This window comes from Streptomyces sp. NPDC048479, assembly GCF_040651435.1.
Lineage (GTDB): Bacteria > Actinomycetota > Actinomycetes > Streptomycetales > Streptomycetaceae > Streptomyces.
Window position 1 is genome coordinate 1 of the sequence record NZ_JBEZKA010000056.1, and the last position, 25,502, is coordinate 25,502.

23 protein-coding genes, 1 pseudogene and 1 riboswitch are annotated in these 25,502 nt (G+C 69.0%); of the genes and pseudogenes, 6 read left to right on the forward strand and 18 right to left on the reverse strand.

Annotation, left to right across the window (positions count from 1 at the left end):
* Window positions 1-1,367, reverse strand: a 1,367-nt coding sequence (locus AB0D12_RS39295) for an aminotransferase class I/II-fold pyridoxal phosphate-dependent enzyme (protein WP_362694319.1), incomplete at its 3' end; no start/stop codon positions are given.
* Window positions 1,368-1,390: 23 nt separating this feature from the next.
* On the opposite strand from AB0D12_RS39295, the gene AB0D12_RS39300 reads away from it, so the two are divergent.
* Window positions 1,391-2,059: a pyridoxamine 5'-phosphate oxidase family protein gene (locus AB0D12_RS39300; RefSeq protein ID WP_362694322.1), complete on the forward strand. Its 669-nt coding sequence runs from the start codon at window positions 1,391-1,393 to the stop codon at window positions 2,057-2,059.
* A 70-nt stretch (window positions 2,060-2,129) separates the two neighbouring features.
* On the opposite strand, the gene AB0D12_RS39305 is transcribed toward AB0D12_RS39300, so the two are convergent.
* From AB0D12_RS39305 to AB0D12_RS39315, 3 genes are all read right to left on the reverse strand, one after another.
* Window positions 2,130-3,077, reverse strand: coding sequence for an EamA family transporter (locus tag AB0D12_RS39305; protein WP_362694362.1), 948 nt, complete (start codon window positions 3,075-3,077; stop codon window positions 2,130-2,132).
* Between the two features lie 211 nt (window positions 3,078-3,288).
* Window positions 3,289-4,293: an EamA family transporter gene (locus AB0D12_RS39310; protein WP_362694324.1), complete on the reverse strand. Its 1,005-nt coding sequence runs from the start codon at window positions 4,291-4,293 to the stop codon at window positions 3,289-3,291.
* 31 nt (window positions 4,294-4,324) lie between these two features.
* Window positions 4,325-4,870 carry a Clp protease N-terminal domain-containing protein gene (locus AB0D12_RS39315; RefSeq protein WP_362694327.1) on the reverse strand — a complete coding sequence of 182 codons (546 nt, stop codon included), beginning with the start codon at window positions 4,868-4,870 and terminating at the stop codon, window positions 4,325-4,327.
* 263 nt (window positions 4,871-5,133) lie between these two features.
* Here AB0D12_RS39315 and AB0D12_RS39320 point away from each other — a divergent pair, with 263 nt between their 5' ends.
* A complete protein-coding gene (locus AB0D12_RS39320; RefSeq protein ID WP_362694329.1) occupies window positions 5,134-5,562 on the forward strand; it encodes an SRPBCC family protein in 429 nt (142 codons plus the stop codon).
* A 57-nt stretch (window positions 5,563-5,619) separates the two neighbouring features.
* Here AB0D12_RS39320 and AB0D12_RS39325 read toward each other — a convergent pair whose 3' ends face one another.
* Window positions 5,620-6,228 carry a PadR family transcriptional regulator gene (locus tag AB0D12_RS39325; protein ID WP_362694332.1) on the reverse strand — a complete coding sequence of 203 codons (609 nt, stop codon included), beginning with the start codon at window positions 6,226-6,228 and terminating at the stop codon, window positions 5,620-5,622.
* A 138-nt stretch (window positions 6,229-6,366) separates the two neighbouring features.
* Here AB0D12_RS39325 and AB0D12_RS39330 point away from each other — a divergent pair, with 138 nt between their 5' ends.
* A complete protein-coding gene (locus AB0D12_RS39330; protein WP_362694335.1) occupies window positions 6,367-7,191 on the forward strand; it encodes a PhzF family phenazine biosynthesis isomerase in 825 nt (274 codons plus the stop codon).
* Window positions 7,192-7,286: 95 nt separating this feature from the next.
* On the opposite strand, the gene AB0D12_RS39335 is transcribed toward AB0D12_RS39330, so the two are convergent.
* On the reverse strand, window positions 7,287-8,087 hold the full coding sequence (locus AB0D12_RS39335) for a CPBP family intramembrane glutamic endopeptidase (protein ID WP_362694365.1): 801 nt from the start codon (window positions 8,085-8,087) through the stop codon (window positions 7,287-7,289).
* A gap of 475 nt (window positions 8,088-8,562) precedes the next feature.
* Complete coding sequence (locus AB0D12_RS39340) at window positions 8,563-10,074, reverse strand: glutamate-cysteine ligase family protein (protein WP_362694338.1); 1,512 nt, start codon at window positions 10,072-10,074, stop codon at window positions 8,563-8,565.
* 482 nt (window positions 10,075-10,556) lie between these two features.
* Here AB0D12_RS39340 and AB0D12_RS39345 point away from each other — a divergent pair, with 482 nt between their 5' ends.
* Together AB0D12_RS39345 and AB0D12_RS39350 are read left to right on the forward strand one after the other, a co-directional pair.
* Window positions 10,557-11,144 carry a hypothetical protein gene (locus AB0D12_RS39345; protein ID WP_362694341.1) on the forward strand — a complete coding sequence of 196 codons (588 nt, stop codon included), beginning with the start codon at window positions 10,557-10,559 and terminating at the stop codon, window positions 11,142-11,144.
* Window positions 11,145-11,431: 287 nt separating this feature from the next.
* Entirely contained in the window at window positions 11,432-11,638 is a 207-nt protein-coding gene (locus tag AB0D12_RS39350; protein WP_326648482.1) for a DUF5999 family protein, read from the forward strand.
* 74 nt (window positions 11,639-11,712) lie between these two features.
* Here AB0D12_RS39350 and gcvP read toward each other — a convergent pair whose 3' ends face one another.
* Window positions 11,713-14,598: an aminomethyl-transferring glycine dehydrogenase gene (gcvP, locus tag AB0D12_RS39355; protein ID WP_362694344.1), complete on the reverse strand. Its 2,886-nt coding sequence runs from the start codon at window positions 14,596-14,598 to the stop codon at window positions 11,713-11,715.
* Window positions 14,599-14,775: 177 nt separating this feature from the next.
* Window positions 14,776-14,873, reverse strand: a riboswitch (glycine riboswitch).
* Between the two features lie 102 nt (window positions 14,874-14,975).
* Here gcvP and AB0D12_RS39360 point away from each other — a divergent pair.
* On the forward strand, window positions 14,976-15,455 hold the full coding sequence (locus AB0D12_RS39360; protein WP_362694368.1) for a PRC-barrel domain-containing protein: 480 nt from the start codon (window positions 14,976-14,978) through the stop codon (window positions 15,453-15,455).
* Here AB0D12_RS39360 and AB0D12_RS39365 read toward each other — a convergent pair.
* The 10 genes and pseudogenes from AB0D12_RS39365 to AB0D12_RS39410 form a co-directional block, all read right to left on the reverse strand.
* Window positions 15,413-16,843 (reverse strand): annotated as a pseudogene (locus AB0D12_RS39365) (DNA polymerase IV); the annotation flags it as partial. The gene AB0D12_RS39360 and the pseudogene AB0D12_RS39365 overlap by 43 nt on opposite strands.
* Window positions 16,844-16,881: 38 nt before the next feature.
* Window positions 16,882-17,370, reverse strand: a complete 489-nt coding sequence (locus tag AB0D12_RS39370) for a MerR family transcriptional regulator (protein WP_362694371.1) — start codon at window positions 17,368-17,370, stop codon at window positions 16,882-16,884.
* A 251-nt stretch (window positions 17,371-17,621) separates the two neighbouring features.
* The gene (locus AB0D12_RS39375; RefSeq protein WP_006123076.1) at window positions 17,622-18,095 is read right to left on the reverse strand and encodes a bifunctional nuclease family protein; all 474 of its coding nucleotides are present in this window, start codon (window positions 18,093-18,095) and stop codon (window positions 17,622-17,624) included.
* Window positions 18,096-18,148: 53 nt separating this feature from the next.
* Entirely contained in the window at window positions 18,149-18,898 is a 750-nt protein-coding gene (locus AB0D12_RS39380; protein ID WP_362694347.1) for a MerR family transcriptional regulator, read from the reverse strand.
* Between the two features lie 17 nt (window positions 18,899-18,915).
* A complete protein-coding gene (locus AB0D12_RS39385; protein ID WP_362694374.1) occupies window positions 18,916-19,863 on the reverse strand; it encodes an FHA domain-containing protein in 948 nt (315 codons plus the stop codon).
* A gap of 82 nt (window positions 19,864-19,945) precedes the next feature.
* Entirely contained in the window at window positions 19,946-20,737 is a 792-nt protein-coding gene (locus AB0D12_RS39390) for a DUF881 domain-containing protein (protein WP_362694350.1), read from the reverse strand.
* A gap of 5 nt (window positions 20,738-20,742) precedes the next feature.
* Entirely contained in the window at window positions 20,743-21,075 is a 333-nt protein-coding gene (locus tag AB0D12_RS39395; RefSeq protein ID WP_003970459.1) for a small basic family protein, read from the reverse strand.
* Window positions 21,072-22,001, reverse strand: a complete 930-nt coding sequence (locus tag AB0D12_RS39400; RefSeq protein WP_362694353.1) for a DUF881 domain-containing protein — start codon at window positions 21,999-22,001, stop codon at window positions 21,072-21,074. The genes AB0D12_RS39395 and AB0D12_RS39400 overlap by 4 nt, the downstream gene beginning before the upstream one ends.
* A gap of 97 nt (window positions 22,002-22,098) precedes the next feature.
* Entirely contained in the window at window positions 22,099-24,594 is a 2,496-nt protein-coding gene (locus tag AB0D12_RS39405) for a mannose-1-phosphate guanyltransferase (protein ID WP_362694356.1), read from the reverse strand.
* A gap of 113 nt (window positions 24,595-24,707) precedes the next feature.
* Window positions 24,708-25,316 (reverse strand): CDP-alcohol phosphatidyltransferase family protein, encoded by a 609-nt coding sequence (locus tag AB0D12_RS39410; RefSeq protein WP_362694359.1) that lies wholly within the window; start codon window positions 25,314-25,316, stop codon window positions 24,708-24,710.
* Between the last annotated feature and the right edge of the window lie 186 nt (window positions 25,317-25,502).

Genomic DNA, 25,502 nt, shown 5'->3' on the forward strand with positions numbered 1-25,502 from the left:
AGAGTCCTGGCGGGCGGGCTCCCCGCGGTGTTGGCCGCGCGGCCGCGCCCGGCGGGGCGGGGCCGCCGGCCCCCCCCCCCGCCGCCCCCCCCCGGCCCGATGTCGTCCATCGCCAGGTCCGAGACGGTGATCCGCACAGCGGGAGGCGCCGCCATCCTGAACCGCGCCCCCGGCGCGACGGCCCAGCCGGCGTGCAACAGACGCGCCACCGCCCCCGTCTCGTCCGGGACCGGCACCCAGACATTCATCCCGCTGCGTCCATGAGCCTCGATCCCCCGCTCCGCCAGAGCCCGTACGAGCGCGTCGCGCCGTTCCCCGTACGAGCGCGCGACGGCCCGCGGATCCACGGCGTCCGACGTCCACAGGTGCACGACCGCGCGCTGCAGCAGCCTGCTGACCCAGCCGGGTCCGAGCCGCTGCCGTCCCATGACCCGGTCGACGGTGACGGCATCCCCGGTCAGCACGGCGACGCGCAGATCAGGGCCGTACGCCTTGGCCGTGGAGCGTACGAGGGCCCAGCTGTCCGTCACTCCGGCAAGGGTGTGCAGCGGCAGATCGACGATGGCGTGACCGTGGTCGTCCTCGATAAGCAGAGTGTGGGGGAACCGGGCGAGTACGGCCCGCAGTTCACGCGCCCGCGCCTCGCTCACCACGGCGCCGGTCGGGTTCTGCGCCCGGCCGGTGACGATCAGCGCCCTGGCACCTGCGGTCAGCGCCTTCTCCACCTCGCTCACCAGCGGCCCGTCGTCGTCGAGTGCCACCGGCACCGGCTTCAGCCCCAGCGCCGGCACCAGGTCCAGCAGGCTTCCCCAGCCGGGGTCCTCGACGGCGACCGCGTCACCGGGCTTGAGATGCGCGGCGAGGACACGCTCGATGGCGTCCAGCGATCCGGAGGTGACGGCGACCGGGCCGTCGGGCACGCCGTCGTCGTCCATTCCGGCGCGCGCGAGCCGAGCGAACTCCGCGTCGACGGGCGCCTGTCCGTACAGTCCGGGCTCCTGCGCATTGCGCCGGGCCGCGGCGGCGAGCGCGTCGTGCAGCGGTGGCAGCAGCTCGGGGTCCGGATTCCCCTGGCCCAGGTCCCGTACGCCCGGTGGCGCCTCGACCCGGATGGTTCCGCGCGCGGTGCTGGCCGGCCGCGGGCGCACCCGACTGCCCTTGCGCCCCGAGGTCTCGATCACTCCGCGGTCGCGCAGGGTCCGGTACGCGGACGCGACGGTGTTCGGGTTGACGCCAAGCTCGGTCGCCAACTCCCTCATGGGTGGCAGCAGTTGCCCCGGTTCCAGCTCACCCGCTCCGACCGCGCGCTCAACGCTCGCGGCAATCTCCGATGCACGCCGTCCGGCGATCCGATACTCTCCTAGCACAAACAGGATTATGCACTAGTGCAATGGAGTACGCAATGCCGGACGCCTACGAGCCGACCGATCGCACCGTCCCCACACGCGCCCGGGAGCGCGCCGCGTACGACCGCGAGCAGGTCCACTCGATACTCGACGAGGCGTACGTCTGCCATCTCGGCTTCGTACGCGACGGCGCGCCCGTCGTCCTGCCGACGCTGTACGCCCGGGTCGACGATCACCTGTACGTCCACGGCTCGACGGGTTCGCGCCCGCTGCGCATGGCGGGCGAGGCCGACCCGGGCCTCGCCGTCTGCCTCACGGTCACCCATGTCGACGGCCTGGTCCTGGCCCGCTCCGCCTTCCACCACTCGCTCAACTACCGCTCGGTCGTCGTCCACGGTACGGCCCACCAGGTCACCGACCCCGAGGAGAAGCGCTCGGCCCTGGACGCCCTGGTGGACCACGTCGTGGCGGGCCGCTCACGCGACTCGCGCCCGGCGAACGCGAAGGAGCTGGCGGCGACGGCAGTCCTGCGCCTGGACCTGACGGAGGTCTCCGCCAAGATCCGCACCGGCGGCCCGAGCGACGACCCGGAGGACGCGACGCTCCCTTACTGGACGGGAGTGGTCCCACTGCTCACCGCGTACGGCACCCCGATCCCGGCGCAGGACCTCGACGGTTCGATCGCGGTCCCGGAGTATCTTTCGGCACGCTGACGGGCACGCCTGGTCGGTGTGCGCGGTGCAGGGTGCGAGGCCTTTGCCCCCCCGCACCCTGCACCGGCCGCTACGCCGACGCCGCCGCCCTTCTCCGTACCGCCGCGACCCGCGCCTCCGCCACCGCGAGCCCCGCCACCGCCGCCAGCAGCAACAACGTCCCCACCACTGTCGCCGCCGTCAGCCGCTCGTCCAGCGCCGTCACCGCGATGGCGGCCGCGCTCACCGGCTCCAGCAGCATGATCACCGAGACCGTCGCGGCCCGGACGACGGCGGCTCCCGCGAAGTAGAGCGCGTACGCGAGAGCCGTCGGCACCGCCGCCACATACACCAGCAGCCAGATCACACGCCCGAGTTCGGCCGTGTGGGGCAGCAGCCCCTCTCCGATCGCCATCGGCAGCAGCCCCACCGACCCGATCGCGAACGCCCACGCCGTCGTGGAGAGCGAATCGCCACCGCCGTCACGACCGAGCCAACGCGTCAGCAGCGTGATCGCCGCATACCCGGCCGCGGAGAGCACCGCGAGCGCGATCCCGACCGGTCGCACCGTCCCGCCCCCGCCGCCCAGCACCAGGACCATCAGACCCGCCAGCGCCCCGGTGACGGCGATGACGCCGCCCCGCCCGAGCCGCTCCCCCATCGTCAGCCGCGCGCCCACCGCGATGAGCACAGGGCCCGCGCCCAGCGTGACGACCGTGCCCACCGCGAGGCCGGTGGCCTGGACGGCCGCGAAGTAGGCGCTCTGGAAGACGGTGAGCCCGATCCCCGTAGCGAGAATCCGCAGCAGCCGCCGACGCCGCGGTTCCGCAGGACTCCCGGAAGCGCCATCCGCCGTAGCCTGCCGCGCCCGCCACACCAGGGCGCCCAGCAGCAGTACCAGTCCGCCCGCGCAGCGCCAGAACGACAGCGCCAGCGGACCCATGTCGCTCACCTGGAAGACCAGCGAGGCGGCCGCGCCCGCGGTCCCCCATGCCACTCCGGCGACGATCAGATACAAGAGGCTCCGCCCGACGGGCAATGGCACGCCGACAGCAGGAGCGGAAGAGGGAGGGGTGGAAAGATCCGGCACGTGACTTCTCCGTGTGAAGAACGGGATGGTGGTCGCTTCGCTCGTCACGCGGGCAGCGACAAACCGCTCGGGGACACCCCGAGCCCGGTCTTCGTCAGAGAACTGCCGCCCGCGCTAGGCGGCAGGAGGCGGAAGTACGGTCGAATGCATGATCGCCACCTTACGGCGCCGCCTGCGGGACCGACAACTCCGCCCGGGCCCCGGCCGACTCGGCCGGCCCGCCCCCCGGCCCACCGCCCGCCACCGGCTCGGACGGCGCCTTCGGTGCCTGCGACTGCGCGATGAACGCTCCCACCAGGACCATCGCGCCGCCGAAGATCTGCGGCGCCGACAGATGCTCCCGCAGCAGCACCCACGCCAGTACGGTCGCGATGACTGCCTCCAGGCACGCCACCACGCCCGCCACCTGTGGCGACAGCTTGCGTACCGAGAGAACTCCGGTGACGTACGCGACCACCGTGGCGATCAGTACGACCCAGCCGAGCAGCAGCGCAGCGGGCAACTGCGTACCGCCCAGGTCCGCACTGCCGCCCAGCAGGGACCAGTCCATGCCCCACGGGCGCGCCACCACGGTCAGCACCACCGTGCCGATGAGCAGTCCGTACGCGATCACACCCAGCGGATCCGCCGGATCGTCCCCGTCGCTGCCCTGGTCGGCCAGGACGAAATAGCCGACCTGGCAGCATGCCGCGCCCAGTGCGAGCACCAGCCCGAGGGCGTCGAAGGTGAGCCCCGCCCACACCTCCACAACGCAGGCGAGACCGCCGACGGCGAGCAGCACACCGACCGCCGCGGCCCGGGTGACGGGCCTGCGCTGGACGAAGCGGACCCAGCCGAGGAGCAGCGCGGGCCCGAGGTATTCGACGAGCAGGGCGACACCGACCGGGATCCGGGAGATCGCCGCGAAGTAGCAGGCCTGTACGCCCGCGACGGCGAGAAGCCCGAAGCCGACCAGCAGTGCGGGCCTGCGCAGCACCAGGTCACGGTGGCGCCAGGCAACCGGCAGCATGACGAGCGCGGAACCGGCCACTCGCAGCCACACCACATGCAGCGGGTCGAGACCCGCTTCGATCAGCGGCTTGGCCGCGACACCTGATCCACCGAATGCGAACGCCGAGCCCAGGGCGAGTCCCAGGCCGGCGCTCCTTCCCTGAGACGCGTGCATCGGCACATCATGTCAGCGGGAGTCAGGACCGTCATCCCTGTGACACATGTCGAGACACCTCGGCCGTCCGCCCGGCCAGCAGCGCCGCGTCCACCCCGGCCCGCCCGAGCACCTCCACCGCCCGGCTCTCGCGATCCACGGCGAGGCAGGCGAGCAGATCAATGCCGCGGGCCCGTGCGTCGCCGCGCAGCTCGGCCCGCTGCAGCGCGCCCTCCATGGCGGTGACCGCCGACGGCGACCACCGCGAGACATCCGTATCCGCCTCCCGCACAGCGGGAACCGTGCCGGAATCCTCCACCGAACCCTGCCAGCGCAGGCCGTATCCGATGCTGCGCTGCACGAGATAGCCGAGCACCCGCGCGACCTGAGGTCCGTCGCCGACGACGGTCCGCACCTCGGGGTCCGACTCGATCAGCGAGTGCAGCAGATGAGCCGTGTCGATCTGCCGGTCGCCGTCGCGCAGCGCCCTTCTGCGCGCACCCGCGACCACCGAAGCCAGCTCCACGGTGAGCCTGGCGTCGAGCTCTGCACGGGTGGCGGCGGGCTGCCGAGGCACCCGGGGGGTAGGGCTTTGCACATCTCCCACCCCATCAGTTCGTCAAGGCCCGAGCGTCCCCGCCTGGTCCCATTTCCGCATCCCGCAGAAGTTGGGCACGCACGACCGGTTTCTCCTCCTTACGGATGAGATCCCGCCAGTTCTCCCCGAGGGGCACGCGCCGCCTTGCCATCCGGTTCCACGGTCACCACATCGACCGAATCTGACTGTTCATCAGTATTGAATGTTCGGACCGGTACGGCTACGTTCCGCGACACCGTAACCCGACGAGAAGGGGTGGTCGTATGGCCGAAGTCAGTGCCGAGGCCCGAATCGAAGCGCCGGCCGAGAAGGTCTGGGCCCAGCTGACGGACTTCACCACCTACGGCCAGTGGAACGCCACCCACACCAGCTTCCCCAAGGGCGGCCCGGGAACGCTGGAACTGGGAGCCACGTACGAGGAGAACATGAAGCTCATGGGCTTTCCCGCCGAAGTGGCCTGGACCGTGGACGAGTTCGAGGCCGGCCGGGTGCTGGGAATCAAGGGCAAGGGCCCGATGGGCGTCAGCGTCGGCAACCGCTACACACTCACCCCTGACGGTGACGCGACGCAGGTCCGGATCGACGGAGAGTTCACCGGCGCCGCCGTGTCGCTGATGGCCGGCAAGCTCAAGGACTCGGCGACCGCCGCGCTGAACGAATCGCTGCGCAAGCTGGGCGGGCTGATCGCCTGACGCCAGACGCACGAGAAGGCCCCGCACGGCTGTGCGGGGCCCTCATCGCGCCACGAGTCAGTGCTCGCCGGCGAGGATCAGATAGAGCTTCTTACGGGCTTCATTGATGACGGCGACGGCCTTCTGCCGCTGCTCGGTGGTACCGGTCTTCCAGACCTGGCCGAACGCCTCCATCAAGCCGAACCCGGCCTGCCGGATCTCGTTGACCGTCTCCCAGTCGACTCCACGCCCGGCCTCTTCCCACGGAGCCTCCGGCCCCGATTCGGCCTCGGTACGCCCCGAGTCGGTGAGCGTGAACAGCTTCTTGCCGCCCTCGCTCTCACTGGTGATCAGACCTTCGTCCTCGAGCAGCTGGAGCGTCGGGTAGACCGAGCCGGGGCTGGGCCGCCAGGCCCCGCCGCTGCGCTCGCCGATCTCCTGGATCATCTCGTAACCGTGCATCGGCCGGTCCTTCAGCAGCGCCAGGATCGAGGCACGCACATCACCGCGCCGCGCCCTCCCCCTGCCGCCGCCACGACCGCGCCCGCCCCCGAAAGGCCCACCGAACGGCGGTCCGAACGGACCGAATGCCGCGCGCCGCCCCTCGAAGTCGCCCCGACCCTGATGGCCGGGCCCGCAGTGCCCCTGCCCGTGTTCATGTCCTTGACCGTGTCCATGTGAACGCATCGCTACGCTCCTTCCATCGTTGATCTGTCGCGATGCGTCAACGATATATCGGAATGCATCGCCTAGCAACACCCAGTCGGTCCAGCGACCCCGAATTGGCCTTGGCCTGCGGCTTTGCCCCGCCCGTACGGTCACGGCATGCGGATTCGAATCGTCGACGCCTTCACCGACCGTCCCTTCGCCGGCAACCCCGCCGGCGTCCTGCTGCTGGACTCCGACCGCTTCCCCGACGACTCCTGGCTCCAGCAGGTGGCGACGGAGGTGAACCTTTCGGAGACCGCCTTCGCCCATCCCCTCCCCTCCGGCGGCGAAGCCGACTGGGCGCTCCGCTGGTTCACACCGACCACCGAGGTCGACATGTGCGGCCACGCCACGCTGGCCACCGCACACGTCCTGCACACCACGGGCAACACCAAGAGCGGCACGGTGCGCTTCGCCGCACGCTGCGGCATCCTGGCCGCCACCGCCCACGAGGACGGCACACTCACCCTCGACTTCCCCACGTCCCCGCTCACCGCGGTCGACATCCCGGACGGCGTCGCCGACGCGCTGGGCGCGAAGGTGGTCTCGGTCCATGACACGGGCGCGCACATCGGCGATCTGCTGGTCGAGCTGGCCGACGAGCGGACCGTACGCGCGCTGACGCCGGACTTCCCCGCCCTCGTGGCGCACTCGGAGCGCGGCATCATCGTCACGGCCGCCGCCGGAGACCCGGTCTCCGGCTACGACTACGTCTCGCGCGGCTTCTTCCCGCGGGTCGGCATCGACGAGGACCCGGTGACGGGCAGCGCGCACACGGCCCTCGCGCCGTTCTGGTCGGCGCGCCTCGGCCGCAGCGAACTGACCGGGCTTCAGGCCTCCGCCCGCTCCGGCCTGGTCCGCACCTCGCTGCGCGGCGAGCGCACCCTGCTGACCGGCCGGGCCGTGACCGTCATCGACGGCGAGCTGCTCACCGCACCCTGACAACGGGATACGCCAGGCCTCACACCAAAAGGCCAGGCTGCACACACCAAGGGGCGTACGGCACCCGCCGTACGCCCCTCTAGGCCCACCGCCGGTCACGGAGTGGGCAGCCACCCCACCTTCCCGGCCAGCAGCGCGTAGCCGACGAAGGCCACGATGTCGAGCAGCGCATGCGCCGCCACGAGTGGCCCGACCCGGCCCCACCGCCGGTAGAGCAGCACAAACACCACACCCATCACCATGTTGCCGACGAAGCCGCCGATGCCCTGGTAGAGGTGGTACGAGCCGCGCAGCACCGAACTCGCCACCAGCGCGGCCATCGGCGTCCAGCCCAACTGCCCGAGTCTGCACAGCAGATACCCGACGACGATCACTTCCTCCAGTACGGAGTTCTGGATCGCCGAGAGGATCAGCACCGGGTACTTCCACCACACCTCGGGAAGCGCTTCGGGCACCACCGTGAGGTTGAACCCGGCGGCGCGCGCCACAAGGTAGAAGGCCAGCCCGGCGCCGCCGATGCCCGCCGCGATCAGCGCGCCCCGCCCCAGATCGGACCAGGGTCTGGTCCGGTCGAAGCCGATCGACCGCAGACCGGCGCCCTCCCGCAGCAGCAGATGCGCGACGAGCAGGACGGGCACCAGCGCCGTCGCGATATCGAAGAGCTGCCAGGCGAGATCGAGCCACGGCCGCCCGGGGGCGTACGACTTGTTCAGCGTCGCCGCCTGGTCCTTGAGACCACCCGGTTTCGTCACCGAACCGACAAAGCTGATCAGCGCCGACACTCCGCTTGCGCCCAGCGAGAGCGCCAGTACGAGGAGCATCTCGGACCGCAAGATCCTTCGCGGCATGACCTCTCGAGGAAGAGAATCAGCCACGCGTCCCGCCTCCGCCTGCACACCTGCCTCCAGTTGAGTAAACCGCCTCATCCCCATCCTCGCCCCGCCAGGGTCTCGAATGCAGGTACGAAAATCGCGTGCGACAGGCCGGGGGACGAGCGTCACTGCGATGACGCCGGTCCCCTTTTCCTAACTCATCGTTCAACGAGGGGCACCACCGCATGTGACGTCACAGCTTGCCCGACGACGACCCGACGGACGCAGGCAGGTCCCGGCCGCGCGTGCGCCGGCGCACGGTCGCCATCGCCATCGCCATCGCCATCGCCATCGCCACGATGCTCGTCCTCGCGGCAGCCGCGTGGAAACGGGAATCGCCGCGCAGAGCGCCCCCCGGACGCCGACCAGCAGGAGGTCGACCGGATCGCCAAGGCCACGGGCGGCGCCGGGTACCAGGTGCGCGACCTCGCCGAGATCCAGGCCGTGATCCTCAAAGCGCTCATGGCAGACGGGCAGACGGGCAGACGGGGCAAGCCGCTCAGGAGTGAGGGCCGGGGAAGCCGACCGGCCAGGTGTGCACCGGCTCGCCCTCGTGCATCAGCTCGCAGTAGCGGCGGGTGGTGGCCGCGAGGGCGGCGTCCCGCTCCAGTCCGGCCTCCAGCGCCCGGTGGTAGGTCTCCGCCTGCCACGAAGCCCCGTTCACACGCCGTCTGCACCGCTCCTCGATCACGCCGAGGTAGAAGTCGCGGTCCGCGGGCTCGACATGCCACGCATCGAGCCCCGCCGCGGCCAGCGGCAGCAGTTCATCGCGTACGAGCTTGACGGCCGGCACCTGCGTGATGCCGCCGGCCCGGCCGGGCCGCGGCCACAGAAGCTCTGCGTCGATGCCGTGCCGGCACGCGGTGTCGAAGTTCTCGGCCGCGGCGGCGAAGGGCAGCCGGGTCCACACCGGCCTGGCCTCCTCGGCGAGCGCACGCACGAGCCCGTAGTAGAAGGCGACATTGGCGATCACATCGGTGACCGTGGGGCCGGCAGGCAGCACGCGGTTCTCCACCCGCAGATGCGGTACGCCGTCGGCGACTCCGTACACCGGCCGGTTCCAGCGGTAGACCGTGCCGTTGTGCAGGACGAGCTCCTGCAGTCCGGGCACACCGCCGTTGTCGAGCACCCGCAGCGGGTCCTCGTCGTCGCAGATCGGCAGCAGGGCCGGAAAGTAGCGCAGGTTCTCCGCGAAGAGTTCGTACGCCGAGTCCACCCACCGCTCGCCGAACCAGGTCCGCGGCCGTACGCCCTGGGCCTGGAGCTCGGGCGGGCGGGTGTCGGTGGCTTGCTGGAACAGCGGTGGCCGCGATTCGCGCCACAGCTCCTTGCCGAACAGGAAGGGCGAGTTGGCGCCGACCGCGATCTGTACGGCGGCCACCGCCTGCGCGGCGTTCCACACATCCGCGAAGCGTCCGGGCGTCACCTGGAGGTGCAACTGCACGGAGGTGCAGGCGGCTTCGGGAACGATCGACGTCGAGGTGCAGCTCAGCCGCTCCACGCCCTCGATGTCGAGCGCGAAGTCCTCGCCCCGTGCGGCGACGATCTGCTCGTTGAGCAGCTTGTACCGGTCGACGTCCGAGAGGTTCGCGGAGACCAGGTCGTGCTGGGCGAGCGTCGGAAGAATTCCGATCATCACGATCCCCGCGCCGACCTCGTTCGCTTTGCGGTGGGCATATCCCAGGCCCGTGCGCAACTCCTCGGCAAGTTGATCGAGTACGCGCCCGCCCAGCCGGTGCGGAACGATATTTACTTCCAGGTTGAACATGCCGAGCTCGGTCTGGAAATCATGGCTCGCGATGCGCTCCAGTACTTCCTTATTCATCATCCGCGGCAGCCCGTCGGCACCTGCGAGATTCAGCTCGATCTCCAGCCCCATGAGATTTTTGGGCCGGTCGAACCTCTTCTCGGCCAGCAGTCGGCCCAGTCCCGCGAGGCACTGCTGCAACTTCCTCCGGTACCTTTGCCGATCGGACAGGTCGGTTCCGCCTGCCACGACCTTCTCCCCCATCGAAGCGTCCTTCCTCGAGTGGGCACCATGCAGCATCGACCGCTAGCGTCTCGGACGATAATGCCCAGACCGACTGATCCATAACGCCCCATGCGCAGCGCGCGACCGGTAGTGTGGTCAGAGACTCCAGTGGCACATTCCTTAGGCATGGTGCAGTACGCAGTTACCACTGCCCGATGCCTCGTAAAAAACACCGACTGGTTTCAGCCGTCCGCGCCGCAGGTAGAATCCCAGGCCGCAGCCCTGTCTTCACGAAATGTCGATGGAAAGGCCGCCGGAGAAGGACCTGATACCGCCTTGCCGGAAATACGTGGGACCGCTAGCAGAAACACTGTGAGAACACGTGTCGTATAAACTCTGCAAACGAGGTAGAGAGTTGGCGCCCGGTGGCCTTTCCGGCCCCCCTCTGGCCCCGCACGCTGACAGTGCCGTCCGCACCTGCCCACGCTCCAACGTGTCTCCGAAGTGAGAGGCGACCCACCATGCCGCTGTATGTCCCCCCGGCTCCCGCGCCTGCCCTGCGCACCGTCCTCATGGCACTCGGTTCTCCCACAGCCGTCCGCGAGGCTCGCACACCAGCTCTCAGGTCCGCCCAGGGCCCGCTGAGCCCCGAACTGCCGCTACCCGTCCACGTACTTGACCAGATCGTGCCGAGCGGCGGCGCCCCCTACACCCGCCTCGCCGGCTGGCGCTTCCTGATCCGCAGCGGCGAACGAGCCGTGGCCGCCGCGGAGACGATGCTCACCGCCGACGGCTGGACCTTTTCGCACTTCTTCGAAGGCCCCTACCTCAGCTCCACCGAACGGGCGCTGCGCCAGGCCGAGTCGATGCACACTCCCTTCCAGCCGCGTCTGCTCTCCATTCCCGAGCTCTACATGCTCACGCTCTGGCTGCACGGGGACACGGACGCCGACGCCTCATCCGGCACACCCCTGCCCACGGACGTACTGGTGCCGCTGGCCCCCGCGCCACCCGGCATCGCGGCGCACCGTCCGCACCGTGTCGCCGATCTGCTGCCGGTGATGACGCTGCGGCTTGCCCCTGCCCCGCTGCTCGGCTCACCCGCCTGAAAAACCGCACGTCGCGCCCCGTGACCACCCGGTCGCGGGGCGCACTCCTGCCCCATCCGGACTAGCCCATACCGGCCCCCTAGAACCACCCGAAAGGACAGTGGAGTTGAGCTGAACCGTCCGCCCGGGTGATACGTCATTAACCAGTAAGAAGAGCTGCCGCGAAATCCCTGCGGAATGACGCCCGTGGGGCAACACTGGGAGCGGACCGAGAGATACGGGGGGCGGCCATGAACACCTCATCAAGCCGCAGGACACTCACTACAACGCAGCGAGAGAACCCACCCATGTGCCAGCACCAGCCACTCTGCCCTACATCCGACTCAGCCGACCGGGAAGCAGCCCGTCTCGTGGCGCACCACCCGGAACAGGGCTGGAGCCTGCTGTGCAACGGCGTCCTGCTCTTCGAGGACACCGGTGAGCTGCTGCCGGACGGGCAGATCATCGCTCCGCACCGGGCGCGGGAGACCGGGCAGGTGATGACGGCCGCCTGAGGCGCCGTCGGTACGACAAGGGGGCCGGCCGGAGACTTCTCTCCGTACCGGCCCCGACGCATGTGCTCCGCGCGTCAGTTGTCGTACTCGTCCAGCGGCGGGCAGGAGCAGACGAGGTTACGGTCGCCGAACGCACCGTCGATCCTGCGCACCGGCGGCCAGTACTTGTCCGCGGCGCTCACCCCGGCCGGGAAGACGGCCTCGTCCCGGCTGTAGGCGTGCTCCCACTCCCCGCCGAGCGCGGCCGCCGTGTGCGGGGCGTTGCGCAGCGGGTTGTCCTCCGCGGGCCACTCGCCCGAGGCGACCTTCTCGATCTCGCCGCGGATCGCGATCATAGTGTCGCAGAAGCGGTCGATCTCGTTCAGGTCCTCGCTCTCGGTCGGCTCGATCATCAGCGTGCCGGCCACCGGGAAGGACATCGTCGGCGCGTGGAAGCCGTAGTCGATCAGGCGCTTGGCGATGTCGTCGACGCTGACGCCGGTCGCCTTCGACAGCGGCCGCAGGTCCACGATGCACTCGTGCGCGACCAGTCCGGCCGGGCCCGTGTAGAGCACCGGGTAGTGCGGCTCCAGGCGCTTGGCGATGTAGTTGGCCGCGAGCACGGCGACCTGCGTCGCGCGCTTGAGGCCCTCGCCACCCATCAGACGTACGTACGCCCAGGAGATCGGCAGGATCCCTGCCGAGCCCCACGGGGCGGCCGAGATCGGTCCTACGCCCGTCTCCGGTCCCGCGGTCGGCTGGAGCGGGTGGTTCGGGAGGTACGGGGCGAGGTGCGCCCGTACACCGACCGGGCCGACGCCAGGACCGCCGCCGCCGTGCGGGATGCAGAAGGTCTTGTGCAGATTGAGGTGCGAGACGTCGCCGCCGAACTTGCCCGGCTTGGCGAGGCCCACGAGCGCGTTGAGGTTGGCGCCGTCGACGTACACCTGGCCGCCGGCGTCGTGCACCTGCGCGCAGATGTCGGCGACGTGCTCCTCGAACACACCATGCGTGGACGGGTAGGTGATCATCAGCACGGACAGCTCGTCGCGGTACTGCTCGATCTTGGCGCGGAGGTCCTCGATGTCCACCTCGCCGTCGTCGGCGGTCTTCACCACGACGACCTTCATGCCCGCCATCACGGCGCTGGCGGCGTTGGTGCCGTGCGCGGAGGACGGGATGAGGCAGATGGTGCGCTGGGTGTCGCCGTTGGCGCGGTGGTACGCGCGTACGGCGAGCAGGCCCGCGAGCTCGCCCTGCGAACCGGCGTTGGGCTGGATGGACACCGCGTCGTACCCGGTGACCTCGGCGAGGCGCTCCTCCAGCTCGCGGATGAGCGTGAGGTACCCGGCGGCCTGCTCGACCGGCGCGAAGGGGTGCATCTGCGCAAACTCCGGCCAGGTCACCGGCTCCATCTCGGTGGTCGCGTTCAGCTTCATGGTGCAGGAGCCGAGCGGGATCATGCCGCGGTCCAGCGCGTAGTCACGGTCGGCGAGCCTGCGCAGGTAGCGCAGCATCGCGGTCTCGGAACGGTGCTGGTGGAAGACGGGGTGCGTGAGGTAGTCGTCGGTCCGCAGCAGAGCCTGGGGCAACGTTTCCCCAGTGGTCGCGTCGAGCGCCTCGATGTCGCCATCGACGCCGAAGGCGGACCAGACGGCGGTCAGCTGTGCACGTCCGGTGGTTTCGTCGCAGGAGATGGAGACCTGGTCACCGTCGACGAGGTGGAGGTTGACCCCGCCCTCGCGTGCGGCGGCGACGACCTCGGCGGCCTTGCCCGGCACCCGGACGGTAACCGTGTCGAAGTAGGAACCGTGCACGACCTCCACTCCGCCGTCCCGCAGTCCCGCCTCGAGCAGCGCCGCATAGCGGTGGGTGCGCTGTGCGATCGACCGCAGGCCCTCCGGACCGTGGTAGACCGCGTACATCCCCGCCATGACGGCGAGCAGCACCTGGGCGGTGCAGATGTTGCTGGTGGCCTTCTCCCGGCGGATGTGCTGCTCCCGGGTCTGCAGCGCGAGCCGGTAGGCCTTGTTGCCGTCCGCGTCCACGGAGACGCCGACGAGTCGGCCCGGCAGGCTGCGGGCGAACTTGTCGCGTACGGCCATGTAGCCGGCGTGCGGGCCGCCGAAGCCCATCGGGACACCGAAGCGCTGAGTGGTGCCGACGGCGATGTCGGCGCCCAGCTTGCCGGGCGAGGTGAGCAGGGTCAGCGCCAGCAGATCGGCGGCGACGGTGACGATCGCACCGAGCTCGTGCGCCTGCTCGACGACGGGCTTGATGTCCCGAACGGCACCGGAGGCGCCCGGGTACTGCAGCAGCACGCCGAAGACGCCGCGCTCGGCGATCTCGGCCGGAATGCCCTCGCTCAGATCCGCGGTGACGACCTCGACGCCGGTCGGCTCGGCGCGGGTCTGGATCACCGCGAGGGTCTGCGGCAGGGCGTCGGCGTCGACCAGGAAGACGCCGTCCTTGACCTTGCCGACCCGGCGGGCGAGCGACATGGCCTCGGCGGCGGCGGTGCCCTCGTCGAGCAGCGAAGCGCCGGAGGTCGGCAGGCCGGTCAGATCGGCCACCATCGTCTGGAAGTTCAGCAGAGCCTCGAGCCGGCCCTGCGAGATCTCCGGCTGGTACGGCGTGTACGCGGTGTACCAGGCCGGGTTCTCCATGACATTGCGCAGGATGACCGGCGGCGTGAAGGTGCCGTAGTACCCGAGGCCGATCATCGGCGCCAGCACCTGATTGCGGTCGGCGAGTGTGCGCAGCTCGGCGAGAACGTCGGCTTCGGTGCGAGCGCCCGGGAGGTTGAGCGCCTCGGCGCTCTTGATCACAGCGGGCACCGCGGCAGCGGTCAGCTCGTCGAGCGAGCCGTAGCCCACCTGCGCGAGCATCTTGGCCTGGGCCTCGACATCGGGCCCGATGTGGCGCTGCTCGAAGGGGGTGCCTCGCTCCAACTGGGAGAGCGGAATGCGGTTGGCGGTCATTAAGGAGGCCTCCTGGTCAGACACGACCTACGAGGGGCACCACGGCGCGGATGCCCGGACGGCCTCCCCCTCTGTCATCTCAACCTGAGAGCTTCACCGGCGCGCACAAGGCACGCCGACTTTCACCGTCGGTGAGAGCGGATGCCGTCCGACGCCCGCCCTGCTTTCCAGAGTGACCTCGTCCGTGCGGTACAGGGGCCTGAGAGATTCCGGGGAGGATTTGCTCCTTCGGCGCCACCGGTACTTTCACCGGAGGACTCTCCCGCACGGGGTCAGCAGCCGTTTGCCAGCGTACCAGCGCGCCCCCTCGCCGATCGCTCGAGTGGCCGATACCACTGATGTGCACTTTTGTAGTATTTAAACAGCAGTTGCGACCTATTGGAGGGACCGTGCAGACCGATATCGATCCGCGCAGCCTGATCGGCCGCAAGGCGTTCGACCGCAGTGGCACCAAGATCGGGACTGTGGACGAGGTGTATCTGGACGATGCGACAGGGGCGCCCGAGTGGGCGGCCGTGCGCACGGGCCTCTTCAGCCGGGACGCCTTCGTCCCGCTCGAGCCCAGCAAGGTCGTCGACGACACCCTGCACGTCCCGTACGAGCGCGCGCTGATCAAGGATGCCCCCGACTTCGGCGTCGGCCGCCATCTCTCCCCCGAGCAGGAGCTCCAGCTGTACCACCACTACGGACTCGAACTCTCCGAGCCTCCCGAGACGCCCGCTGCCTCCTCCGACCCCTCCGACCCCTCGGACCCCTCAGCCCCGTCCGCCCCCTCCGACGGGGAGTCCGGCTCCCGCCGCGGCCCCGGCTCCCGCCCCGACCGGGACTTCGGCCGACTGGCGGGCCGGGAGGACTGACCGGCGGCGTCCGCTGCCGGTGGCAGCGCCACCAGCGGCAGCGGATCGCCCGGCCCCAGATCCGGGTCGTCCACCATGAACGTGCGCACCCGCCCCGGCCGCCGCGACCCCGGCTCCTCGAACCGCACCGTGACCCGCCCCACCCCGCTGCCCTGCACCCACCCCGCCCCGTACTCGGCATGCCGTACGTCGTGCCCGGCCAGCCAGCGCCGCTCGGCGGGCGCCTCCGACTCCGCACCCGCTGCGCCGGCTGCTTCGTCGGCCTCGTGCGACTCCGGGTCGCCGTCCGCATCCGCGGCCTCGGCCCGCTCACCGGCGGCAGCCTGGGCGAACAGATCCTCCTGCGTGTAGTCCGCGAGCCCGGTCACGCCCACCCCCAGCAGCCGCACCCCGCCCGTGGTGTCCACGGCCTCCAGCAGCCGCCCGGCGGCCTCCCGCACCACCCCGGGGTCGTCCGTCGGCCCGCGCAGCGTCTCCGAGCGCGTCAGCGTCGAAAAGTCGTACCGCCGCACCTTCAGCACGATGGTCCGCCCCGAGTGCCCGGACGACCGCAGCCGCTGCACACACCGCTCGGCGAGCCGCTCCACCTCGATCCGGACCCGCACCCGGTCATGCAGATCCACGTCGAAGGTGTCCTCCACCGATACCGACTTCGCGTCCCGCTCGGCCACCACCGGCCGGTCGTCGTGCCCCACGGCCATCCGGAACAGCGAGGCTCCGTGCGCCTTGCCCAGCAGCCGTACGAGCTCGTCCTCGCCCGCCTCCGCCAGATCGGCCACGGTCGTCATTCCGGCCCGCCGCAGATGTTCCCCGGTCGCCGGCCCCACCCCGGGCAGCGTCCGCACGGACATCGGCCCGAGCAGCTCGCGCTCCGTGCCGGGCTCCATGAGCACCAGACCGTCGGGTTTTGCCTGCTCGGAGGCGATTTTGGCGAGCATCTTGGAGCCCGCCAGCCCGACCGAACCGGTGAGCCCTGTGACCGCTCGGATATCGGCGCGCAGCCGCTCACCTGTCCTCCTGGCCGACTCCGAGTCGTCGGCCGAGCCGCCCGCCTCCAGGTCCACAAAGGCTTCGTCCAGGCTCAGCGGCTCCACCAGCGGCGAGAGCCTGCCCAGCAGCTCCATCACCTGTTCGCTGACGGCGCGGTAGAGCGAGAAGCGCGGCACGAGATACGCGGCATTCGGCGCAAGCCGCCTGGCCTGCGCCATCGGCATCGCCGAGTGCACACCGAAGCGTCTGGCCTCGTATGAGGCGGTGGCGACGACTCCGCGCGGCCCGAGCCCGCCGACCACCACGGGCTTCCCGCGCAGACTCGGCTTCGCCGCCTGTTCGGCGGCGGCGAAGAAGGCATCCATGTCCAGATGCAGAATCGTCGGCGCGGTTCTCACATCTCCGATGCTGCCCTACGCCACTGACAACGGGGTGTTCAGACGGCCCGGTCGCGCCTGCGCCTGGCCAGCTCATCGGCGGGATTGTTACCGACCAGGGTCTCGCCGGTGTCGACTCGCTCGCCATGCAGCTGCGAGAGCGCGGCCTCGACATCCCGCCACACCACGCCCACGGCGATCCCGAAGATCCCCTGGCCGCCCTGGAGCAGATCGACCACCTCGTCGGGCGAGGAGCATTCGTAGACCGTCGCGCCGTCGCTCATGAGCGTCATACGTTCGAGATCCGTGAAACCGCGAGCTCTCAGATGCTGCACCGCGGCACGGATGTTCTGCAGCGCGACGCCGGTGTCCAGGAAACGCTTGACGATCTTGAGGACGACCACATCGCGGAAGCTGTAGAGCCGCTGGGTTCCGGAGCCGTATGCCGAGCGCACACTGGGCTCGACCAGGCCGGTACGCGCCCAGTAGTCGAGCTGCCGATAGGTGATGCCTGCCGCCGCACAAGCGGTAGGCCCGCGGTAGCCGATCGTCTCCGCAGAGAGGTCGGCCGCCGCACTGTCGTGAAGCGGATACGGCCCGCCCGCCGCCGTACCGTCGCCGCTGCTTCTCACGCCGACCTCCGTCCTTGACCTGCCATCTCGACGGTAGGCAGTCGCCCGGGGTGCGTCAACGATCGCCACACTCGGCACGCCGAGTGATAATCACCCTGAGAGTGGTTTCCCGTGCCCCCATTCGGGGAACGGCTACTCGAATCTGCCAACGGAGCCCGGATCGGCGGTCACTGACTGTTGGTGCCGAAGTCCTCGGGCGAGATCTGATCGAGGAACTCGCGGAACTTCTCCACCTCGTCCTCCTGCTCGTCCGGGATGGCGATTCCCGCGTCGTCGAGCACCCCGTCACTGCCGTAGATCGGCGTACCGGTGCGCAGGGCCAGCGCTATGGCGTCGGACGGTCTGGCGCTCACCTCGACTCCGCTGGCGAAGACCAGCTCCGCGTAGAAGACCCCTTCACGCAGGTCAGTGATGCGGACCTCGGTGAGCTCCTGGCCCACCGCCTCCAGCACGTCCTTGAAGAGGTCATGAGTCAGCGGCCTGGCAGGAGCCATGCCCTGCTGGGCAAAGGCAATGGCGGTCGCCTCCCCGGGACCGATCCAAATGGGGAGGTACCGATCGCCTCCCACTTCACGCAGGAGCACGATCGGTTGGTTCGAGGGCATTTCGACCCGGACACCCACAACGTCGAGCTCGTTCACACAGCAACCCTAGGACGTGCCCGACCGGTTTGGGTAGTCGGGCTCCCCCATGATCAGTGAAGCCGTACTCCGAGTGCCGTCTGCACCAGGGCCGCATGGAGCCGTACGGAGAGGGCCGCAAGCTCCTTCGTGGTCGCCTCGGCATGGGCCCTGGTCTGCGGATTACGGTGCCGCCGCAAAGGTGCCACCACCTGTTCGACGAGCCCGGCCTCACGCTCGGCAGCGGCTTTCATGGCACGCAGATGCCGCGGCTCGAGTCCGAATCTCCCCAGATCCGCGACAAGCCTGGCCACGGTCACCGACTCGGCGTCATAGGCGCCGTCCTCGTCCGGCGCGAGAAGGCCGTACGACTCCCACTCGGCCACCTCCTCCTCGCTCACCTCGGCGGAGGCGAGAAGTTCAGCCCGACCCAACCGGGCAGCGGTCGGACGCCCGGAATCGGAATCGGAACCCCATGCGCCGTCGAGCAGTTCCCGCTGCTCGCCCTGTGCGGGCAGCTGCACCCGCTCACCGCGCCCCAGGGCGTCCAGATGCCCCCGGATGACCTTCAGCGGAAGATAGTGGTCCCGCTGCATCCGCAGCACCTGCGCCAGCCGCTCCACGTCCTCCGGGCTGAACTTGCGATACCCGGACGGCGTCCGCCGCGGCTCGACCAGCCCTTCGGCCTCCAGAAAGCGGATCTTGGAGATCGTGACTTCGGGAAACTCGTCGCGCAGCTGACTGAGCACCGTACCGATACTCATCAGCCGGTTGCCCGCGGTGGCGGTGCCGTGACCGGCACCGCCCGTCGGTGTTCGCAGCATGTACCTTCCCTGACGGGTCACACGCCCCGCTGGCTCGCGTAGAAGACCAGCCGGTACTTGCCGATCTGGACCTCGTCGCCGTTCGACAGCAGGACCGAGTCGATCCGCTCTCGGTTGACGTACGTCCCGTTCAGACTGCCGACGTCGCCGACGCTGAAGCGGCCGTCCGGACCCCTGCGGAACTCCACATGACGCCGCGAGACAGTCACGTCGTCGAGGAAGATGTCGCTCTGCGGGTGGCGGCCGGCCGTGGTCAGCTCACCGTCCAGCAGGAAGCGGCTGCCGGAGTTCGGACCGCGGCGCACCACGAGGAGCGCCGAACCGAGCGGCAGCGCGTCGACGGCCGCCTGAGCCTCGGGCGATAGCGAAGGAACGGCGGTCTGCCCCGTCACCTCTGCGTCGTAGGCCTCGATGCCGGAAATGGAGATCGTCGAGGTCGTCTCCGAGGCGCGCTCCGCCGGCGCTCCGCCCCGCAGCGGCGCACCACAGTTGGAGCAGAACCGACTGGCCTCGGCATTGCGGTGCCCACACCTCGTACAAACCAAGGCCGACATGGACGGATCCTCCTGCCGCGGCTGCCCCGCGTGGGGATTGGTCGCATACGGGTCGGAGGCAAACCCTCCACCCGTACTTGAGGTTGATGGTTCCCCGAAACCTATGCGGCCGGGACCGGCAGGGTCAACAGATGACGCGCCCTGACCGCCCGAAATGTCACCGCCCGGACCAGCGACCTCATCCCGGAAGAGCGGCCGCTCCGCGCCCTGCTCCTCACCCTGGCCATGGCGCGGCGCGCGGTGCCGGGCGTTGCCGCCGTCCTCGCGTGCGCTCTTGCCGAACAACTTCCCAAACAACTTCACGGGCGATTCCCCTTGACCCAAATAGACCCGCCCGTGGGGCAGGACGAACCCTGAATGATCACACCTGCCGACCCGGACATCCTCACAACGTCCGTAACCACCAGACAGTTTCCACCACGCGCCACGCTTGTTATGTGCCGACCCCCCGAACCCTCATGCCCTCGTCCACCGGACCTCATGCGCTGCCGCCTCACCGCGATGACGACCGAGCGTAGTGAGGCCGCTTCGCGGGCCGCACGGCATCCACAACGATCTTCTCCGACCGCGTCACCGTGGCCGTGGCCTGCTCCTTCTCCAGCGTCTGCACCACACCGCCCGGGATGTTCAGAGCGGGCTCCAGATCCTGCGGCTTGCCGATGACCTTGAAGGTGTACGGCGCGGTGATCGGCTTGCCGTCCACCTCGATATGGCCGCCGGTGCCGGTGAAGTGTGTGTCCGCGACGACCCTGATGTTGTTGACCTGGATCGCTTCCGCACCCGCGGCGCGCAGCTCCTGAATCGTGTCGAGCAGCATGTCCGACTCGACGGTGCCGGACGGGTCCTCGATGGTCAGCGTGATGCCCGGTCCCTGCGCCGCGACCGTGCCGGCCAGAATGCCCAGCTGCTGTTCCTTCTGCAGCGTCTGCTTGCGCGCCTCTTCGGCCTGGTCCGAGCTGTTCTCCAGCTCGGTGCGCTGGTCCTCCAGGCGCTGCTTCTCATCCTCGAGCCGCTGGGTGCGGTTGTCGAGCTCGTCGAGGATGCGCACCAGGTCCTCCTGGCGGGCGCCACGCAGCGCGCTGTTGTCGCTGTTCGAACGGACCTGGATGGCGAGCCCAAGGCCGAGGACGAACAGCAGCAAAGCGACAATGAGCTGAGCGCGCGTGACCCGGGGCGGCCACAACACCGCAACGAGCCGCTGCCGGCCGGTCAGCTGCTCGGGCTCCTCGGCGGGCGTCGCCTCCGCCTGCGGCTCCTCGCCCTTCGGATTCTCTTCGCTGTTCATCGGCCTCACGCCCGGAAGACATGCCGGCGGATCGCGGCAGCGTTGGAGAAGATCCGGATACCGAGCACCACCACCACACCCGTGGACAGCTGGGCACCGACGCCCAACTTGTCGCCCAGGAACACGATCAGCGCGGCCACCACCACGTTCGACAGGAAGGAGACGACGAAGACCTTGTCGACGAAGATGCCGTCGAGCATGGCCCGCAGGCCACCGAATACCGCGTCGAGAGCCGCGACTACGGCGATCGGCAGATAGGGCTCGACCACCGCCGGTACCTCGGGTCGGACCAACAGTCCGACCACGACTCCCACGACGAGGCCCAGTACCGCGATCACGATGTGCCCTTCCCTGTCTCAGCCGTGCCCTGCCCGTTGCCCTTCCCGGCGTCGGCGGTCTTCGGCTCTGCTGTACGTACGATCAAGCTCGGCGCCGCCGGCAGACGCAGCTTTTCCTCGTTGGAAATGCTCGTGCGGATACCGAAGTTCTCCTGCAACGCGTGCAGATACTGTCCGTCGGCACTGTCCTGGAAGGCGGTGCTCAGCTTCTTCCCGTCCCCCACCGCAAGCACCGTGTACGGCGGCACCAGCGGCTTGTTGTCGACCAGTATGGCGTCGCCCGCCGCACGGATCGCAGACAGGGCCGTCAGCCGCTGCCCATTGATGGCGACGGCTTCCGCACCGGACTCCCACAGGCCGTTGACGATCCGCTGCATATCGCGGTCCCGTACCCGGCCCGTGTCATTGAAACCGCTGCTCTCCCGCGGTCCGTCACCGCCCTGCTGGGTGTCCTTCGCATCGTCGACGACGAGCTTCACGCCCGGTCCCTCGACCTCAGTGGCACCGGAGAGCAGAGCGACAAGTTCCGCCTGGCCCGCGCCCCCGGCCTTGAGCGCCTTCCGCTGCCGGTCACCCACCTGGTCACGGAGCTTGTCGACACTGTGCTCGAGCTCGTCCGCCGTGGTGGTCTCCGCATCGATACGGCTGATGAGCTCCTCGCGTTCCTTCGCCACGACCGGTGCAGATATCCGCGCCTGCGCGGCTCCGACGGTGACGACCACGGCCGCCAGTACGAGGCCGGCAGCGAGACCGAGCTTCGCACGCAGCGTACGGGGCAGTCCGCCGCCCTCCTCCGCCCGGCGGGCCGTCGCCTCCGCGTATCCGTCGTCGAGGCTGTGCTCCATCACGTTGGTCAGCAGCGACATGGACGCATCGGGACGCGGAGGTGGAGAGCCGGTGCTCCGAACGGGGGGCTGCTGCGACATGCCGCACATCGTCGCACGTCGCAGCTGCTACCGCCGAATGGCCCCACCGGTGTGCCGGAAGCCGTCCACAGACAACTTCCGACACACCAGCCCCACGTTAGAGACCCGCGCTGTCCACGACAGTGGACCACTCGTCGAGCAGCGCCTGCGCCGAGGCGTCGTCCGGGCCCTCGGCCCACAAATGAGTGACGGCCTCCGCGGGGTCGGGAAGGACCATGACCCACCGACCATCGGGCTCGACGACCCGCACCCCGTCGGTCGTATCGACGTCCCGGTCACCGGCCGCCTCGACAACGCGCCGCATCACCAGCCCCTTGACCGCCCACGGCGTCGCCAGATCGCGCCGCAGCACATGCGCCCGCGGAATCCGGGCATCGATCTGGCTCAGCGTGAGCTGTGTACGAGCCACCAGGCCGACCAGCCGCACGAAGGCCGCGAAGCCGTCGAAGACACTGCTGAACTCCGGAACGATGAAGCCACCGCGGCCGTCTCCGCCGAAGATGGTGGTCTCTTCCCGGCACACACGCGTCAGATCGTCGGGCGATGTGGTCGTCCACTCCACCTGTGTGCCGTGGTAGGCCGCCACCTGCTCGGCGATCCTGGTGGTCGTCACCGGCAGAGCAACCCGCCCGCTGCGCCGTTCGGCCGCGACCAGGTCGAGCAGCACCAGCAGCGCACGATCGTCCTCGACGATCTTTCCGCGTTCGTCGACGAGGGACAGACGCTCGCCGACGGGGTCGAAGCGCACTCCGAAGGCTGCCCGTGCGGAGGCCACGATCTCGCCCAGCCGTACCAGCCCGGACCGGCGGGTGTCCGCCGTTTCGGTGGGCCGGGACTCGTCGAGCCCGGGGTTGATCGTCAGGGCGTCCACGCCGAGCCGTCCGAGCAGGTTGGGCAGCACAAGTCCGGCGCTGCCGTTGGACGCGTCAATGACGACCTTGAGCCCCGATTCGGCGATGCCCGAGGTGTCGACATTGCGCAGCAGTGAGCCGGTGTACGAGTCGAAGACGCTGGACGGGAAGTGCAGATCCCCGATCTCGCCCGGGAACGCACGCCGGTACTCCTGGCGCGCGTACACCCGGTCCAGCTTCCGCTGCCCGGCCTGTGAGAGGTCCGCCCCGCGCTCGTCGATGAACATGATGTCCACGGAGTCCGGCACACCCGGCGAGGTACGGATCATGATGCCGCCGGCGCTGCCGCGCGCGGTCTGCTGTCGCGCGACCGGCAGTGGCACGTTCTCCAGATCTCGTACGTCGATGGCGCTGGTCTGCAGCGCCGAGATCACGGCCCGCTTCAGCGCGCGGGCACCTCGGGAGTGGTCACGCGCCGTGGTGACGGTCGCCCCCTTCTTGAGGGTGGTGGCGTACGCACCTGCCAGCCGCACCGCCAGCTCGGGGGTGATTTCCACATTGAGGATTCCGGTGACGCCACGAGCCCCGAAGAGATGCGCCTGGCCTCGCGACTCCCAGATGACCGAAGTGTTGACGAACGCGCCCGCCTCGATGGTCTTGAACGGGTAGACCCGCACATTGCCCTGGATGATCGATTCTTCGCCCACGAGGCACTCATCACCGATCACGGCACCGTCCTCGATGCGCGCGGCACGCATGATGTCGGTGTTCTTGCCGATCACGCAGCCCCGAAGGTTGCAATGCTCCCCGATGTACACGTTGTCGTGGATCACGGCCCGATGGAGAAAGGCGCCACTCTTGACGACCACGTTGGACCCGACCACCGTGTGCTCGCGGATCTCCGCTTCGGCTTCGACCTTGGCGTAGTCACCGATGTACAGCGGACCGCGCAGCACGGCGTCCGGATGCACTTCCGCGCCTTCCGCGACCCAGACACCCGGCGAGATCTCGAACCCGTCGATCTCCACATCGACCTTGCCCTCGAGGACATCGGCCTGTGCCTTTACATAGCTTTCGTGTGTGCCCACGTCCTCCCAGTAGCCCTCGGCGATATAGCCGTAGATCGGCTTGCCTTCCTTCATGAGCTGTGGGAACACATCGCCGGACCAGTCCACGGAAACATCGGCCTCGACATAGTCGAATACCTCGGGCTCCATGACGTAGATGCCCGTATTGACGGTGTCCGAGAAAACCTGTCCCCAGGTCGGCTTCTCCAGAAAGCGCTCGACCTTTCCCCCTTCGTCCACGATGGTGATACCGAATTCCAGGGGGTTCGGCACCCGGGTCAGACACACCGTGACCAGTCCGCCCTTCTCCTTGTGGAAGGCGATCAGATCGGTGAGGTCGAAGTCGGTCAGCGCATCACCGGAGATGACGAGGAACGTATCGTCCTTCAGCGCCTCCTCGGCGTTCTTCACGCTCCCCGCAGTGCCGAGTGGCTTCTCCTCATTGGCATAGGTGAGCTCCATCCCGAGTTCTTCGCCGTCGCCGAAGTAGTTCTTGACGAGTGAGGCGAGAAACTGCACGGTTACGACGGTCTCATTGAGCCCATGCCGCTTGAGCAACCGCAGCACATGCTCCATGATCGGCCGATTGACCACTGGCAGGAGCGGCTTGGGCATACTCGAGGTCATAGGGCGAAGTCGAGTTCCTTCGCCACCGGCCATCACGACGGCCTTCATGTCGGAAGCGTCCTCCTTGAAGAGACGACGGTCTAGCCGACTTCACCCGCCCAAATAGGCGCTTCTGGCGTCATGCGCGGCCGGCAACACTGCGCGGCACCGCATCGACGAGGTCAATCGGCCACTGCATCCGCCTTGACGAGGCGGCGGACCTGGACCACATACAGGATCCCTGCCCACCAATACAGAGTTGTACCCCATCCCGCGAACGCCCATCCGAAAATAGCAGCCAGTGACGCAAGCCACCCGTTGTCGTCGCTGAGGAGCAGCAACGGGAAGGCGCACATCAGGTTGAAGGTAGCTGCTTTGCCCAGGAAGTTCACCTGGGGAGGCGGATAGCCGTGCCGGCGGAGGATACCCACCATCACGAGCAGCATCAGTTCCCGCGCCACTAGGGCCGCGGTGAGCCAGATGGGCAGGATCTCCCGCCAGGTCAGCCCGACGAGGGTGGAGAGGATGTAGAGACGGTCAGCGGCCGGATCCAGAATCCGACCGAGGGTGCTGATCTGGTTCCATCGGCGGGCAAGCTTGCCGTCGAGATAGTCGCTGACGCCACTGAGCATCAGCACCAGCAATGCCCAGCCATCACTCCGGGGGCCCCCGAACTCGGGGCGAAGAATCAGCCACAGGAAGAGAGGCACGCCAAGCAGACGCGCCATGCTGAGGATGTTGGGGATGGTGAGTACCCGGTCCGTCTGAACGCGGGTCTCCTGGACCTCCACCCGGGGGCCTCCTGTGCGGAATGTGCCAACGATGCCCCCTGACCCTACCCTCAGCCACGGGCCTGCTCGTACACAGGGGTGGAACCGCTGCCCTGAACGCAGGAAAGCCCCGCACCATGACGGTGCGGGGCTTTCCCACAATGATTGTTCGGCGGCGTCCTACTCTCCCACAGGGTCCCCCCTGCA

Bases quoted from the DNA above. Each gene is read 5' to 3' on its own strand.
- AB0D12_RS39330 (WP_362694335.1), top strand. From the start codon at position 6,367: ATGCGGATTCGAATCGTCGACGCCTTCACCGACCGTCCCTTCGCCGGC.
- gcvP (WP_362694344.1), bottom strand. From the start codon at position 14,598: ATGACCGCCAACCGCATTCCGCTCTCCCAGTTGGAGCGAGGCACCCCC.
- AB0D12_RS39390 (WP_362694350.1), bottom strand. From the start codon at position 20,737: ATGAACAGCGAAGAGAATCCGAAGGGCGAGGAGCCGCAGGCGGAGGCG.
- AB0D12_RS39380 (WP_362694347.1), bottom strand. From the start codon at position 18,898: ATGCTGCGAACACCGACGGGCGGTGCCGGTCACGGCACCGCCACCGCG.
- AB0D12_RS39300 (WP_362694322.1), top strand. From the start codon at position 1,391: ATGGAGTACGCAATGCCGGACGCCTACGAGCCGACCGATCGCACCGTC.
- AB0D12_RS39400 (WP_362694353.1), bottom strand. From the start codon at position 22,001: ATGTCGCAGCAGCCCCCCGTTCGGAGCACCGGCTCTCCACCTCCGCGT.
- AB0D12_RS39325 (WP_362694332.1), bottom strand. From the start codon at position 6,228: ATGCGTTCACATGGACACGGTCAAGGACATGAACACGGGCAGGGGCAC.
- AB0D12_RS39350 (WP_326648482.1), top strand. From the start codon at position 11,432: ATGTGCCAGCACCAGCCACTCTGCCCTACATCCGACTCAGCCGACCGG.
- AB0D12_RS39320 (WP_362694329.1), top strand. From the start codon at position 5,134: ATGGCCGAAGTCAGTGCCGAGGCCCGAATCGAAGCGCCGGCCGAGAAG.
- AB0D12_RS39405 (WP_362694356.1), bottom strand. From the start codon at position 24,594: ATGAAGGCCGTCGTGATGGCCGGTGGCGAAGGAACTCGACTTCGCCCT.
- AB0D12_RS39345 (WP_362694341.1), top strand. From the start codon at position 10,557: ATGCCGCTGTATGTCCCCCCGGCTCCCGCGCCTGCCCTGCGCACCGTC.
- AB0D12_RS39310 (WP_362694324.1), bottom strand. From the start codon at position 4,293: ATGCACGCGTCTCAGGGAAGGAGCGCCGGCCTGGGACTCGCCCTGGGC.
- AB0D12_RS39340 (WP_362694338.1), bottom strand. From the start codon at position 10,074: ATGGGGGAGAAGGTCGTGGCAGGCGGAACCGACCTGTCCGATCGGCAA.